The organism is Paracoccus halophilus (assembly GCF_000763905.1).
Classification (GTDB): Bacteria; Pseudomonadota; Alphaproteobacteria; order Rhodobacterales; family Rhodobacteraceae; genus Paracoccus; species Paracoccus halophilus.
Window position 1 is genome coordinate 243,289 of sequence record NZ_JRKN01000001.1, and the last position, 14,441, is coordinate 257,729.

15 protein-coding genes are annotated in these 14,441 nt (G+C 64.6%); 6 read left to right on the forward strand and 9 right to left on the reverse strand.

Annotation, left to right across the window (positions count from 1 at the left end):
• Position 1 precedes the first annotated feature (1 nt).
• The 4 genes from mmsB to IT41_RS01205 all read right to left on the reverse strand — a co-directional run bounded on the left by mmsB (position 2) and on the right by IT41_RS01205 (position 4,488).
• Positions 2 to 1,186, reverse strand: coding sequence for a multiple monosaccharide ABC transporter permease (gene mmsB / locus IT41_RS01190; protein WP_036738041.1), 1,185 nt, complete (start codon positions 1,184 to 1,186; stop codon positions 2 to 4).
• Positions 1,179 to 2,753, reverse strand: a complete 1,575-nt coding sequence (gene mmsA, locus IT41_RS01195; RefSeq protein ID WP_036738042.1) for a multiple monosaccharide ABC transporter ATP-binding protein — start codon at positions 2,751 to 2,753, stop codon at positions 1,179 to 1,181. The genes mmsB and mmsA overlap by 8 nt, the downstream gene beginning before the upstream one ends.
• A gap of 57 nt (positions 2,754 to 2,810) precedes the next feature.
• Positions 2,811 to 3,875: a multiple monosaccharide ABC transporter substrate-binding protein gene (gene chvE, locus IT41_RS01200; RefSeq protein WP_036738043.1), complete on the reverse strand. Its 1,065-nt coding sequence runs from the start codon at positions 3,873 to 3,875 to the stop codon at positions 2,811 to 2,813.
• Between the two features lie 307 nt (positions 3,876 to 4,182).
• Positions 4,183 to 4,488 (reverse strand): GNAT family N-acetyltransferase, encoded by a 306-nt coding sequence (locus IT41_RS01205; protein WP_036738045.1) that lies wholly within the window; start codon positions 4,486 to 4,488, stop codon positions 4,183 to 4,185.
• 503 nt (positions 4,489 to 4,991) lie between these two features.
• Between IT41_RS01205 and IT41_RS01210 the strand changes: the two genes are divergently transcribed.
• The 4 genes from IT41_RS01210 to IT41_RS01225 all read left to right on the forward strand — a co-directional run bounded on the left by IT41_RS01210 (position 4,992) and on the right by IT41_RS01225 (position 7,280).
• Entirely contained in the window at positions 4,992 to 5,312 is a 321-nt protein-coding gene (locus IT41_RS01210) for a DUF6280 family protein (RefSeq protein ID WP_024842734.1), read from the forward strand.
• A 582-nt stretch (positions 5,313 to 5,894) separates the two neighbouring features.
• Positions 5,895 to 6,539 carry a TetR/AcrR family transcriptional regulator gene (locus tag IT41_RS01215; protein WP_036738047.1) on the forward strand — a complete coding sequence of 215 codons (645 nt, stop codon included), beginning with the start codon at positions 5,895 to 5,897 and terminating at the stop codon, positions 6,537 to 6,539.
• A 109-nt stretch (positions 6,540 to 6,648) separates the two neighbouring features.
• A complete protein-coding gene (locus IT41_RS01220; protein ID WP_036738188.1) occupies positions 6,649 to 6,987 on the forward strand; it encodes a hypothetical protein in 339 nt (112 codons plus the stop codon).
• 5 nt (positions 6,988 to 6,992) lie between these two features.
• Positions 6,993 to 7,280 (forward strand): I78 family peptidase inhibitor, encoded by a 288-nt coding sequence (locus tag IT41_RS01225; RefSeq protein ID WP_036738048.1) that lies wholly within the window; start codon positions 6,993 to 6,995, stop codon positions 7,278 to 7,280.
• A gap of 40 nt (positions 7,281 to 7,320) precedes the next feature.
• On the opposite strand, the gene IT41_RS01230 is transcribed toward IT41_RS01225, so the two are convergent.
• The 4 genes from IT41_RS01230 to IT41_RS20535 all read right to left on the reverse strand — a co-directional run bounded on the left by IT41_RS01230 (position 7,321) and on the right by IT41_RS20535 (position 9,795).
• The gene (locus IT41_RS01230) at positions 7,321 to 7,968 is read right to left on the reverse strand and encodes a CDP-alcohol phosphatidyltransferase family protein (protein ID WP_036738049.1); all 648 of its coding nucleotides are present in this window, start codon (positions 7,966 to 7,968) and stop codon (positions 7,321 to 7,323) included.
• Complete coding sequence (locus tag IT41_RS01235) at positions 7,965 to 8,903, reverse strand: phosphatidate cytidylyltransferase (protein ID WP_036738051.1); 939 nt, start codon at positions 8,901 to 8,903, stop codon at positions 7,965 to 7,967. The genes IT41_RS01230 and IT41_RS01235 overlap by 4 nt, the downstream gene beginning before the upstream one ends.
• A gap of 1 nt (position 8,904) precedes the next feature.
• The gene (locus IT41_RS01240; RefSeq protein ID WP_036738052.1) at positions 8,905 to 9,537 is read right to left on the reverse strand and encodes a lysophospholipid acyltransferase family protein; all 633 of its coding nucleotides are present in this window, start codon (positions 9,535 to 9,537) and stop codon (positions 8,905 to 8,907) included.
• A gap of 111 nt (positions 9,538 to 9,648) precedes the next feature.
• The gene (locus tag IT41_RS20535; protein WP_156116949.1) at positions 9,649 to 9,795 is read right to left on the reverse strand and encodes a hypothetical protein; all 147 of its coding nucleotides are present in this window, start codon (positions 9,793 to 9,795) and stop codon (positions 9,649 to 9,651) included.
• Between the two features lie 332 nt (positions 9,796 to 10,127).
• Between IT41_RS20535 and IT41_RS01245 the strand changes: the two genes are divergently transcribed.
• Both IT41_RS01245 and IT41_RS01250 read left to right on the forward strand, forming a co-directional pair.
• Positions 10,128 to 11,222: a DUF475 domain-containing protein gene (locus tag IT41_RS01245; protein WP_052081221.1), complete on the forward strand. Its 1,095-nt coding sequence runs from the start codon at positions 10,128 to 10,130 to the stop codon at positions 11,220 to 11,222.
• Between the two features lie 92 nt (positions 11,223 to 11,314).
• Complete coding sequence (locus IT41_RS01250; protein WP_231564666.1) at positions 11,315 to 12,349, forward strand: hypothetical protein; 1,035 nt, start codon at positions 11,315 to 11,317, stop codon at positions 12,347 to 12,349.
• A 4-nt stretch (positions 12,350 to 12,353) separates the two neighbouring features.
• Here the strand turns inward: IT41_RS01250 and IT41_RS01255 are convergent, their stop codons facing one another.
• Positions 12,354 to 14,438, reverse strand: a complete 2,085-nt coding sequence (locus IT41_RS01255; protein ID WP_036738056.1) for an NAD-dependent epimerase/dehydratase family protein — start codon at positions 14,436 to 14,438, stop codon at positions 12,354 to 12,356.
• Between the last annotated feature and the right edge of the window lie 3 nt (positions 14,439 to 14,441).

Sequence of the window (14,441 nt, forward strand, 5' to 3'; positions counted from 1 at the left end):
CTTATGACTTGCTCTTGTTCGAGACGTCGAAGATCACGGCGGCCATCAGCACCAGACCCTTGATGATCTGCTGATAGTCGATGCCGATGCCCAGGATCGACATGCCGTTGTTCATCACGCCCATGATGAAGGCGCCGACCACCGCGCCGATCACCGTGCCGACGCCGCCGGCCATCGAGGCACCGCCGATAAAGACGGCGGCGATCACGTCCAGTTCGAAGCCTTCGCCGGCCTTGGGCGTGGCCGAGTTCAGCCGGGCCGAGACGACCAGCCCGGCCAGCGCCGCGAGCATGCCCATATTGGCGAAGGTCATGAACACGACGCGTTCGGAATTGATCCCCGACAGCTTGGCCGCCTTGGCATTGCCGCCGATGGCGAAGATGCGCCGCCCGATGGTCGTGCGTTCCGAGATAAAGGCGTAAAGCGCGACCAGCACGGCCATGACCATGAAGACATTGGGCAGGCCACGGAAATTGGCCAGCGCCCAGGTCATCATCACCAGCGCCATGAAGATCAGCGCGTTCTTGGCGGCGAAAAAGGCGAAGGGCTCATCCGCGATGCCCATGGATTCCTCGCGCCGGCGGGCGCGGATCTGCAGCCAGAGGATCGCGACGGCCGCGCCCCAGCCCAGGATCAGCGACAGGGTGTTGGGCTTGTCCGGGCCAAAGATATCCGGGATGAAGCCCGAGGACAGCATCTGGAATTCGCGCGGGAAGGGGCCGATATTCTGGCCCTTGAGGATCCACATGGTCAGCCCGCGAAAGACCAGCATCCCGGCCAGCGTGACGATGAAGCTGGGGATTTTCCAATAGGCGATCCAATAGCCCTGAATGCCGCCGATGATCGCCCCCGCGATCAGGCTCAGCACGATGACCAGCGGAATCGGCAGCCCCATCTTGACGATCATCAGCCCGGCCAGCGCGCCCACGAATGCCGCGACCGAGCCTACCGACAGGTCGATATGCCCGGCCACGATGACCAGCAGCATGCCCACCGCCATGATGACGATATGGCTGTTTTGCAGGAACAGGTTGGTCAGGTTCACCGGCCGGAACAGGATGCCGCCGGTCACGATCTGGAAAAAGGCCATGATGATGACCAGCGCGAACAGGATGCCGTATTCGCGGATATTGCGGCGGATAAAGCCGAAGGTATCGCCGGCGGGGCGGGCTGGGGTATCAGACATGGGCGGTCTCTGCCTCGATTTCCTCGGGGGTGACGTTGGTTTCGGTCAGGTCGTGGCCCGACGAGATGATGATGGACATGATCTTTTCCTGCGTGGCCTCTTCGGTCGGCAGTTCGCCGACCAGACGCCCTTCGTTCATCACCAGGATGCGGTCGGTGATGCCCAGAAGTTCGGGCATCTCGGACGAGATGACGATGATCGATTTGCCCTGCGCGGCCAGATCGCGGATCATGGTGTAGATTTCGTATTTTGCGCCCACGTCGATGCCGCGCGTGGGCTCGTCCAGGATCAGGATTTCCGGCCCGGCGAACAGCCATTTCGACAGCACCACCTTTTGCTGGTTGCCGCCCGACAGGTTCACGGTTTCCTGTTCGATCGAGGATGAGCGGATGTTCATCCGCTGGCGGAAGTCATTGCCGATCCGGCCCTCGCGATGGCGGTCGACGATACCGCGGGTGGCAACGCCCGGCAGGTTGGCCAGCGGGATATTGCGCCGGATCGAATCGATCAGCACGAGGCCCAGCGATTTGCGGTCCTCGGTCACATAGGCCATGCCGGCCTTGATTGCCTTGGGCACGGTGGACAGATCGACCGGCTGGCCGCCGATCGTGACCTGACCCGAGCGGTATTTGCCCATCGAGCGGCCGAAGATGCTCATCGCGAGTTCGGTGCGCCCGGCGCCCATCAGGCCCGCGATGCCCAGAACCTCGCCCCGGTGAAGCTCGAAGCTGGCGCCCTTGACCAGCAGGCGCTCGCTGTCGGCCGGATCCTCGACCGTCCAGTCGCGGACCTGCATCACCACCTCGCCGATCTGCGGATCGCGGGGGGGGTAGCGGTCGTCCATGCTGCGCCCGACCATGTCCTTGATGATCCGGCTTTCCGGCACCATGCCGTCGTGATGGGCGACCGTCGCACCATCGCGCAGCACCGTCAGGCTGTCGCAGACCTGGCTGATTTCATTGAGCTTGTGCGAGATCAGGATCGCCGTCATCCCCTGTTCGCGGAAACTGGCCAACAGCCGCAAAAGCGCGTCGCTGTCATGTTCGTTCAGCGAGGATGTCGGCTCGTCCAGGATCAGCAGATCGACCTTTTTCGACAGCGCCTTGGCGATTTCCACCAGTTGCTGCTTGCCCATGCCCAGCTCGCCCACGCGGGTTTCGGGGCTTTCGCGCAGGCCCACCTTGGCCAGCAGTTCGGCGGTGCGATGGTTGGTTTCGTGACGGTTGATGACGCCGCGCGTGGCGATTTCATTGCCCAGAAAGATATTCTCGGCAATCGACATCTGCGGCACCAGCGCCAGTTCCTGATGGATGATGACGATGCCCTGCGCTTCGCTGTCATGGATACCGCGAAAGGCCATCGGCTTGCCGTTGTAGAGGATCTCGCCGTCATAGGAGCCGTGCGGATAGACGCCCGACAGCACCTTCATCAGCGTGGATTTGCCCGCGCCGTTTTCACCCACCAGCGCGCGGATCTCGCCGCGCCGGACGGTCATGTTCACATTGTCGAGCGCCTTGACGCCGGGGAATTCCTTGGTGATCCCCCGCATTTCCAGAATCGCATCCATGGCCACCTCCTTGGATTGCGGAGGCGCCGCCGCAAGGGTCGCGGCGGCGCGAAGCGATCACTTCAGCTGGTCTTCGGTGTAATAGCCCGAACCGACCAGTACCTCGGTCAGGTTCGCGGCCGTGACCGGCACCGGCTCCAGCAGGTAGGAGGGCACGACCTTGACGCCATTGTCATAGGTTTCGGTGTCGTTCACCTGCGGCTCTTCGCCCTTCATCATGGCATCGACCATGGCGACGGTGACTTTTGCCAGTTCGCGGGTGTCCTTGAAGATGGTGGAATACTGCTCGCCCGCCAGGATCGACTTGACCGATTGCAGTTCCGCGTCCTGACCCGAAACGATCGGCATCGGCATGTCGCCCGAGCCGTAGCCCACGCCTTTCAGCGACGAGAGGATGCCGATGGACAGCCCGTCATAGGGCGACAGCACGCCCTGCACCTGCTTGTCGGTATAATTCGCCGACAGGATGTTATCCATCCGCGCCTGGGCCGTGGCCGGGTCCCAACGCAGGGTGCCCACCGTATCCATGCCCATCTGCCCCGAGGGGATCACCACCGAGCCGTCGTCGATCAGCGGCTGGATCACCGACATGGCGCCGTCATAGAAGAAATAGGCGTTGTTGTCGTCGGGGCTGCCGCCGAACAGCTCCACGTTCCAGGGCTTCACGTCGGGAAAGCGCTCCTTGAGCCCGGCGACCAGCGTATTGGCCTGCTCGACGCCCACCTTGAAATTGTCGAAGGTGGCGTAATAGTCGATATCGGGCGTGTCGCGGATCAGCCGGTCATAGGCGATGACCTTGATATCGGCGGCCTGGGCATTGGCCAGCGCATTGGACAGCGTGGTGCCGTCGATGGCCGCGATCACCAGCACGTTCACGCCCTTGGTGATCATGTTCTCGATCTGGGCCAGCTGGTTGGGGATATCGTCATCGGCATATTGCAGGTCGGTCTGATAGCCGGCGGCCTCGAACTGCTTGACCATGTTGTCGCCGTCCGCGATCCAGCGGGCCGAGGTCTTGGTCGGCATGGCGATCCCGACCATGCCCTGGGCCGCCGCGATGGCGGGTATCGCCATCGCAGCCGCCGAGGCCAGCGCCAGAGCGCATTTCCTGAGGTTCAGCATGTTTCCTCCCTGTGTTCACTGCGCCGGTGGCGGCTGCCTGTCGCAGCACCTTTCCTGCCGGTGCAGTCGATCAATCCGCGCGGGCGGGTGACGCGGATACGCCAGCCGCTGCCGCAGACGGCCGGTATCGACCCGTCTGCGCCCGAAGCTAGCGCCAGGTTCATATATCCGTCAATTCAGCATTCGGCCGATCTGCATATCTGAAATGATATGTGCCATGGGGAATCGGGCAATTGCCCCGTCTCAGCGACAGGGGCTGCCCCGGCGGTCCGTCCGCCTGACGTAGCGGCAACACGCCGCGGGCGGTTCAGCTGTCGGCGCGCAGGTCCGCCCATTCCGGGTGCCGGTCGAATTGCGCCTGAACATAGCTGCAGTTCGGCGCGATCAGCAAACCGCGATGCCGCGCATCGGCGATCAGGCGCTTGACCAGCGCCATGGCGACGCCGCTGCCGCGCATCGGATTGGGCACAAAGGTGTGATCCGCGACGATGATGCCGGGCCCGCCATTTCTCCAGGTCAGTTCCGCCTCGCCTTCGACGCCGGGAAGCTGCGCGAAATAGCGCCCTGAACTGCCGTAATCCTCATGCGAGATCTGGATGGATGCTTGTGACATGTGACAATAACTCCGCCTTCCGAGGTTAACGAATGTGGCGCGGATTCGATCCGAAACAACTGCGGGAAATTTGCTACGTCGCGGCACGGGCGGGCCGGCTTGCGCGGCGGCACGCCATGGCGCCGGCGGCCGCAGCGCATCGCATGGACCGGTGCGGCGATTCAAACGTCATGAAAACGCAACGGAAAACCTTGTGTCAGGCTTGAATTTCGGCCTTTCCGGATTATATCGGCCTGCGGATCCCGGAGCGATCAAATGACAATATCGACAGTGTCAAGATAGCGCACACTGTCCTCGCGTCGCGAAAATGTTGCTATTGGCGGGATAAACATGCAAATAGCGTTGGCTTGCAACCAATGCATGGCGGTCATGCGGCAGGAGGCGTACCGAATCACGTAGTGGATCGGCTAAGCCATCCTTCGCTGTCCGGCAACGGGCGACAGACACGGTAGCACCGACTTTAACGTTTTGGCGGGGCACCGCAATAAGAATAGGACAAGGCAATGCGCGATTTTGTAGATGGATCGGCTTTCAATTTCGAGCAGGGGCAGCGGGCCCGCAAGCTGTTTGCCGCCGTCGTTCTGGCGGCGCTTGATGACGCGATCGCGGATGACAAGAAATATGGCAACGGCCCCGATCAGATCGCCCGCTGGGCACGGTCGCGTGACGGGCGCGAGGTTCTGTCCTGCGCCGGCATCGATCCCAATGAGCGCGTCGTCAAGGGCCTGATGGAATTCGTCGCCAAGGGTGTGCGCACCTCGGTCGCGCTGTCGCGCGAGGAAAGCGAGCGCCGGCACGCCGCCGAAGAGGCCGACGCCGCCTGATATTCCACCGGCAGTCAGTTTTTCCGCGACAGGGGCCGCCCAGGGGGCGGCCCTTTCGCTTGCCGTGCGCGGGTGATTCGGGCCCGGATCCCGTCAGATCGGGCCGCATGAGGGCTCCCATCCGCTGTTCTGGCGGTTTTACCCGCTTTTCCGGGGCGGTTGGCCCCCATCATCCGAAATTCGGCCCCCGGGGCGCGCAGGGGCTGACCGTCGAAATCTGCCGGTCTGTCGTGGCATCGGGCCGCCGGGCGGCGGGTTTTGCTGCGCTTTTCGCTGCAACTGCATGACCCGTCGATCGGCGGCCGGACGGGGATGGCGGAATCTCGGCAGAATTACGCCGAGCATTTCGGGATATATGGTATTTTCAGGGTGCTTCCGGCGCCACATGAAATTTCCCATTGAAGAAGTGTAAGCAACGGGTGCAATCGACATGTGGATTTTAGTCATATTGAACTTGATTGTGTCGGCGCTTTGAAACGGTTTGTGGAGATGGGTTCATGTACGGCAATGCTCAACGTCCCCTGACAATCCCCGAACCTCTGCGCGCCAGGCATGTTAATCAATAGGTAGGGGGTATCAGCGATGCCGAAGGCTCTTCCGGTTACGCGCGGACGGAAATTTCTCCAGGTTCTGGAGGGTGCCCGAACGATTTTCCTTCGCGACGGTTTCGAAGGCGCCTCCGTCGATGATATCGCCCGCGAGGCCGGCGTCTCCAAGGCGACTCTCTACAGCTATTTCCCCGACAAGCGCGTCATGTTCATCGAGGTGTTCCGCAGCGAACTGGCCCGCGAGGCCGCGGATGCCAGCGCCCTGGTCGAGGTGGATCTGCCGGTCGAGCAGGTGCTGCCCTTCATCGTGCAGATCATCTCGGCGCATATGGTTTCCGAATTCGGGCTGCGGATCTATCGCGTCAGCGTCGGCGAGGCCGAGCGCTTTCCGTCGCTGGCCGAGGAATATTACGAAGCGGGGCCGGTACTGCTGCGCCAGCAGCTGATCACCTATCTGGAGAAATGCGTCCGCCAGGGTGAGCTGAGGATCCCGGATCTGTCGCTGGCGGCCGATCAGCTGATCGAACTGGCGCGCGTCACCGTGCATGACCGCGCCCTGTTCCTGGGGCCGCAATCAATCGACAAGGACATGCTGCGCAAGGTCAATCGCAGCGCGGTGGACATGTTCCTGGCCTATTACGGAACCGGCGGCCGGCCTGCCGTCGCGCTGGTCGAATAGGGACCGCAAGATCACAACTCTGCCGGTCGGCGGGTGGCGCGGCTTCTCATTCCCGGATCATGCTCTTATGATGCCGGCAACGGAAATTCTTGTGTTGGATGACTGGTTGATGACCCGAGCCCTGATCGCTTCTACTGTCCTTGCCATGCTTGCGGCCTGCGCGCCGGCCTATCAGACCGAGCCGGCCATGGCGCCGGAAGTTGCCCCGGTGCCGCTGATGCCCGTCGATGGCATCAGCGGCCTCGAGACGCGCGAGCCGGACGCTTGCAAGGCCGGCAACTATACCTCGGCGCTGGGCCAGCCGGGATCGATCATTCCGACGCTGGGCGTGACCCGCGATTACCGGGTGGCGGAATATCGCGGCATCGAGCCGCAGGAATACGATCCCCTGCGCATCGTCTTCCGCCTCGATGCGGCGGGCAATATCTACAATATCGACTGCGGCTGACCGGCATGGCCCTGTCAGATAAACTGCCGCTGATCCTGCTGTTATCCGCCTTGGCGGCCTGTGCCCAGCCCGAAGCGCAGGAGCCCGCCGCCCCAAGCGAAAGCGATGCCTGCGGCGCGAGCCGGTTCCAGGGTCTGGTCGGGCAGCCGGGCGCGGTGCTCGGGGACATGACCCTGCCCGAGGGCACGCGGGTGGTTGGTCCCGCCGATCCGGTCACCATGGATTACCGGCCCAGCCGGCTGAACATGGAAACCGGCAAGGATGGCAGGATTACCAGGATCGCCTGCTATTGAACGGGCAGGGGCGCGGCAACGGGCCGCGCCTTGCTTCGTTTCAGCCGGCCCGATCCCGCAACCCGCGCAGGACATGCAGGCTGCGCCTTGCGCCGGTGAGGCCGGCCAGCAGGACGACCAGCCACAGCGCCCATGACGCGACCGGCCAGCCGGAGCCAGCGATCAGCGCACCCGCCTGCAGCAATGCGCCCGCGATCACCACCGCCATGCGGTGCGATTTCGCCCCCGGCCCGGAAAAATCCGGCTCAAACCCCGAGGCGCGCCCGAATTCGCGCAGATAGGCGGTAAGGATCGCCAGCGCCGCCGCCAGCAGCCCCAGAGCAGGCGCGCCGGCCGCCATGCCGAAACCCGCCAGGATCAGCAGATCCGACAGCCGGTCGGGGATCTCGTTCCAGAAGGCGCCGTCGGGCGTGCCCAGACCGCCCTCGACCGCGACCAGCCCGTCGAACAGGTTGCACAGCAACCGCAACTGGCAAAGCGCCGCGCCCAGCACCAGCAGCGCCGCGCCCCAGCCCGGCCCGGTCGCGGGCGACAGGGCGAAGGCCGCGCCCGACAGCAATGCCGCGATCAGCGATGCGACCGAGATATGGTTGGGCGCGACGCGAAGCTGCACCAGCCGGTCGGTGACATGCGCCGCCCATTTCGTGTTGCGGCTGGCGATCGGCCGGCGGCCGGAATCCTGTGTCATAGCCATCCCCATGCCAGAATGTGCAGAAAGACCGGGGCGGAAAAGACCAGGCTGTCCAGCCGGTCCAGGATGCCGCCATGGCCCTGAACCAGCGTGCCCCAGTCCTTGACGCCCCGGTCGCGCTTGATCGCCGACATGATCAGCCCGCCCAGAAAGCCCATCGCGGTCACGGCCAGCGCGACCAGCCCGGCCTGCCACCATGCAAACGGCGTGATCGGCGCCAGCGCCATGCCCAGCAGGCTGGCGCTGAGCATGCCGCCCGCCAGCCCCTCGACCGTTTTCGAGGGCGAGACGCGCGGCGCCAGAAGATGCCTGCCGATGCTTTTGCCCCAGACATATTGCAGCACGTCCGAGGCCTGCACGACCAGAACCAGCCAGGCGACCAGCGTGAAGGAACTGTAGCGATAGCCGGGGATCTGCAGCGACAGGATCGCCGGGATATGCGAGACGCAATAGACGCAGACCATCAGCCCCCACTGGGTTTCCGACACGCGCGTCAGAAAGCCCGCGACCTCGCCTCGGAAAACGGTGACGACGGGCAGCAGCAAAAAGCAGTAGACCGGGATCAGCAGCGCCGCAAAGATCGGCAGGTTCAGCCAGACCAGCAGATATTGCAGTGGCAGGATGACATAGAATGCCAGTGCCAATGCGCCGTGATCGGCGCGCCTTGTATGGGTGACGGTGGCGAATTCGCGCAGCGCCGCGAATGAGCACAGCGCGAAAAAGACCGTGATCGCCGTCGCGCCCAGCGTGAAGATCAGCGCCAGAAGGCCGATCATCACCCACCAGGCCCAGATCCGGTCCATCAGGTTGCGCGCCGTGTCGCCGCGCACCTTGCCGCGCGCGATCAGCCAGCGCGCCAGCAGCGTGGCGACGATCAGAAAGGCGAAGAGCCCGTAGAACACGAAGGCCGAGGGGGAATAAAAGCGCGACATCTCAGCCCTCCCTGCCGGAAAGGGCCAGCATGGCCCCGGCGAGGCGCTGCAGGAAATCGTCGCGCGTTTCGCCTGCGCGCGGGCGCAGCGGCGCGCCGAAACGCACGGCGCAGTTCAGCGGCACCGGCACGAATGCGCCCTTGGGCAGGATGCGGTCCAGGTTCACGATCCATGCCGGGACGATCTCGGCCCGGGGCGCGGCATGGGCCAGATGGAAAATGCCGGATTTCAGCGGCAGCAGGGCCATGTCGGTCAGGTTGCGCGTGCCCTCGGGGAAAAAGATCACATCCTCGCCGCCGCGCAGCACCTGGGCCACGGTCTCGACCGGATCGGCGCTGCGTCTGGCCGGGTCGCGGTCGATCAGCACGGCGCGGAAGACCTGGTTTGCGATCCAGCCCCTGAGGCGCGAGGCCTGCCAGTAATCGGCGCCCGCGACGGGGCGCGTGCGCAGGCGCTGCGGCTTGGGCAGCGCCGACCACAGCGTCACGAAATCGGCATGGCTGACGTGATTGGCGACAAAGATGCGCGGAACCGTGGCCGGCGGCGGCAGGTCGATGGCGCGCAGGCTCAGCAGGGCGCGGGCGGTTCCGACAAGGGTGCTGCGGGCGATGCGTACGGGAAACGTGGCGCTCATGCGGTCTCAGGGGTCCATGACAACTGAGCGCAGACTGTCACGAATGGCGGGCGCATGTAAGGGGGCGCGCCGTGCCGGGCTGCGGCGGGCAAAGGCCCGCCGCGCTTGCGTTTATTGCAGGCGGGCGCCCTCGAAATCGGATTTCGAGATCCCCAGACGGCGCAACTCGCGCTCGGACGGGGTATTGTTCTGTTTCAGATCCGAAACCACCGAAACGGCGGCGCGGAGGGCGCGGAGAGCCGAGCGGATGATGTTCATGTCAGTAGCCTGTCTGCATATCAATTTCCGATGGCGCAAACATGGGCCCGATGGAATGTTTCTGCAATGCAGCATAGCGCATTGCCGCCATGACCTGCGGGCATGGCAGTGACCAACGGGCAGGATGCCGGCGCGGTTTTCGGCCGGGTTCGGGCGGTAAATTTTTTCCGGCCCGGCCCTCGGGGACTTGCAAAACGGCATGATTGACCTCATCTTGCCGCCATTCGCGAATTCGTGAATACAGTTTGGTGTCCGGGCCCCTCTGGCGGACGTGGCGGCACGTTCGTGATGTCGGCACCGATCTTTTGACCAGCCGCCTGGACTTTTATCGCATGACGCACGGAAACAATCCCCCGGGGGGGGCCGCTGGTGGTGGCGCCCAGCCTTCGCTGATGCATTATTTCAAATGGGCCCTGATCGTCACGGTCCTGGGCCTGGTGCTTGGCGCGGCCCTTGGCTGGCAGACGACCGGCACGATCGGGGGCATGCTCTCGGTTTTTTTCATCTGCGCGGTTCTGGCGGTTCTTGAAATCTCGCTGTCCTTCGACAACGCGATCGTGAACGCCAACAAGCTCAAGGACATGACGCCGAAATGGCAGCACCGCTTTCTGACCTGGGGGATCGTCATCGCGGTTTTCGGCATGCGGATCGTGTTCCCGCTGCTGATCGTGGTGATCGCGGCCAATATCGGCCCCTGGCAGGCGATGGTTCTGGCCGCCAGCCAGCCCGATGAATATTCGCGCATCATGCAAGAGGCGCATCTGCCCATCGCGGCCTTTGGCGGCACTTTCCTGATGATGGTCGGGCTGAGCTTTTTCTTCGACCATGAAAAGGACGTGCACTGGGTCCGTTGGCTCGAGGGGCGGATGCAGAAATACGCCACCATCCGCGGCATCGAGGTGGCCATCGCCCTGATCACCGTGCTGATCTTTTCGCGCTTTTTCGATCCTGCCGAATCCGAGGTCTTTTTCCGCTCGGCGATCTGGGGACTGCTGACATTCCTGCTGGTCGAGGTGCTGGGCGGGCTTCTGGACAGCAGCCAGCAGACCTTGCAGGCCGGCGCCAAGGGCGGGCTGGGTGCGTTCCTGTATCTTGAGGTGCTGGATGCGTCCTTCAGTTTCGACGGGGTGATCGGGGCCTTCGCGCTGACCCATAACCTGTTCGTCATCGCCATCGGGTTGGGGATCGGCGCGATGTATGTGCGCTCGATGACCATCATGCTGGTCGAAAAGGGCACGCTGACCGCCTATCGCTTCCTGGAACACGGGGCGTTCTATGCCATCATCGCGCTGTCGGTGATCATGTTCGTGCAGCCCCTGGTCCATATCCCCGAGGTGGTGACCGGGCTTGGCGGGGCGACGCTGATCGGGATCTCGCTCTGGGCCTCGATCCGCTGGAACCGCAGCAACGGCGTGGCCAGGGCCTGATCGCGCAGCCGGATCGGCCGCTGCGTCGATCCGGCCTTCGCCCCCGGGCCCGTCTGGGTTAGAATGTCCCGGTTCTCGGAACGGAGCATCCCTTGCCTTACCCCATGATCCTGTCCCTGGCCCTGGCCGCGCTTGCCGTCTTTCTGCTGGTCCTGACCTGGCGCGGGCGGCGCGGATCGCGGCTGCGCAGCGCCGGAACCGGGCTTGGCGCGCTGGTCGCGGGCGTTCTGGCCGCGCTGCCGCTGGCGGCGCCGGCCAAGGATAACGGCGAGGATGTGCAGGATTACTACAGCCAGAGCCGTACCCCGCCGCAGGGTCCGCTTCGCGTCTATCATCTGGGCCACAGCCTTGTCGGGCGCGAGATGCCGGCGATGCTGGCGCAGCTTGTCGCGGGTCATGATTACGCGCTGCAACTGGGCTGGGGCACCACGCTCAAGGCGCATTTCGAACCCGATGTCGAAATCAACGGCTTCGCGCAGGAAAACGACACGCCGAAATATCGCGACGCGCATCAGGCACTGGCCAGCGGCGAATATGACGATTTCATCCTGACCGAGATGGTCGGGCTGGCCGATGCGATCAAATATTTCGACACCCGCGATTATGTCGGAAAATGGGCGGCCGAGGCGGCGGCCGGCAATCCCGCGGGCGAGATTTTCCTGTATGAGACATGGCACCCGCTGGACGATCCGCAGGACTGGCTGGACCGCCTGCCGACCGATCTGGAAACCATGTGGAAACCCGATCTGCTATGGCCCGCCGCGCGCGGCGCGGGCAAGCCGGTCTGGCTGATCCCCGCCGGGCAGGTCATGGCGAAACTGGTCGCCGAGGCCGAGGCGCAGGGCGGCATCGCCGAGCTGAAAACCCGCGAGGATCTCTTCGGTCGCACGCCCGAGGGCGCGCTGGACACCATCCATCCCAACGATCTGGGTATCTATCTGGTGGCGCTGACCCATTACGCGGTGCTCTATGGCAAAAGCCCGGTCGGCCTGCCGCATGAATTGCTGCGCGCCGATGGCACGCCCGCCACCGCGCCAAGCCCGGAACTGGCGCGGCGGATGCAGGAAATCGTCTGGCAGGTGGTGACCTCGATCCCCGAAACCGGCGTGCCGGCGGGCGGCCTTTAGCGTCTCACCAGAACAGATGCGCCTCGTCGATGGCGCGGCGCCAGAAGGCGTCGCGATCCGCCTCGGGCGTCCAGCCCAGCAGGTCCTTGGGCTTGCGGTTGTCAAAGGGCGACAGATGCCCGCGCGATTTCCAGTCCGCCCTGGAGGCCGGCGCCGCGCCCTTTTTGCGCAGGGCATATCGTTTGAGCCCCTGTTTCGCCGCGTCCACCGCCCAAAGCGCGCTCAGGTTCGAGCCGCTGACCCGCAGCCTCGCCCCCATCCGGTCATGGATCGCCTGGAAATAATCGCGTCCCGAGAACATCGGATCGCCGATCAGGTTGAAGCTTTCGCCGATCGCCTCGGGGCGGCTCATCATCAGGATCAGCCCGTCCGAGATATCGTCGGCCAGCACGAAGGGCAGGATATTGCGCCCGTCCCCCCACAGCCGCACCGCGCCGGCGCCGTGCCAGCGCCCGATCCCCCAATGCTGCAACGGCCCGCCATCGCCCAGCACGATCCCGGGACGTGCGATGACCAGCGGCAGGCCCTCGGCCTGCATGGCCAGCAGCCGCTTTTCACCCTCGGCCTTTGAGCGGGCGTAAATATTGCGGCTTTCCATATCGCCGAAATCGGTGGCCTCGGTGATGGTGCGGGCAGGGTCCGACATGTCGTAGGAGGCGATGGTGCCGGTATGGACCAGCCGGCCGACGCCCGCGCGCAGCGCGGCGCGGCCGATGCGTTCGGTCGTGGCGACATCGTTTTCCAGCGCCGCTTCCCAGCTTTTATCGGTCGATTTCGCCAGATTATAGACGCAATCCATGCCCTGCATCGCGCGGTGCAGCGCATCGGGGTCGCGCAGGCTGACGCCGACGGTTTCGACCCGGTGGGCAAGGTCGGGAAAGGGGCCACCCCTGCCGCGCGACAGCACGCGCACATCATGGCCGCGTTCGACCAGCCGCCGGGTCAGGTTGCGGCCGATAAAGCCGGTGCCGCCGATCACCATGACGCGCGGCCGCGGCGTGCCGGTCGGGCGGGCGGGGATCGCGGGCAGGGCGGGCAGGCGCTCCAGCGCGTCGCCGATCCCCTGCATGACCAGCCGGGCCGAGGCGGGCGCGAAGCGCGGATCGGGCTGTCCCTTGCGGATGCCGTCGTAAAACGCGGCGACGGTGGTGCGGAAACTCAGCCCATAGGGGCTTTTCTGGTTCAGCGAGGCGGCCTGACGGAACGCGTTGCGCAGACCTTCGCGCAGGTGGCCGCCGGCGCGGCCCAGTTCCTTGATCAGCGGGTTCAGCACCAGATCGGCGGTATTGTCGCGCGTGACCACCAGCGTATCGGCGGCGAAATCCATCCGCGCCATGGCGGATGAGCCGCGCAGGCTGACCGAGCGGTCGTCGAAGGTCTCCACCAGCGACAGGTTGATCGACAGATCGACCTGACCGGCGCGGCCGATGATGCGCCAGCTTTGCGGGCGCTGTTCGCCGCCGGGCAGGGTGATCCACTGGCCCAGGCTGACATGCTCGATCTCCAGCGGGCCGAACAGGTCCACGGCCATGGAAAACGGATGCGGGCCCAGTTCCAGCAGAAGGTTTTTCGTCTCGCGCAGCATCCACAGCCCGTAAGGGCCGGATCGCAGCGGCACCAGCGGCAGCGCCCAGTTGATCTGCGCCGATGAGACCAGCCCCAGATCGCCCGCCTGTTTACGCGCCTTGAGCTTTTCGTATGAGGGCAGGCCCAGGAAATTGTGGCAGGCGCCAAGCTGGCGGCCGGCGGCATCGGCCGCGCGGGCCATGTCGTCGATTTCGGCCAGCGACAGGGCCACGGGCTTTTCGACCATGACATGCAGCCCGGCCTCAAGGCATTTCACCGCGATGTCGCGATGCAGGTTCGGCGGCGTCAGCACATGGACCGCATCGCAGACCTTGGCCGCGATCATCCGGTCAAGGTCGGTAAAGGCCGCGATGCCATAGCTGCCGGCCAGCGCCTCGGCCGCGTCGGCGGCGGGGTCGCAGACGGCAACCAGCCGCGCGCCGGGCGTGGCCCTGATCGCATCCGCGTGCCACGAGGCGATGTAGCCCGCGCCGACAATACCCACACGAAGATCGGAGGTCATGGA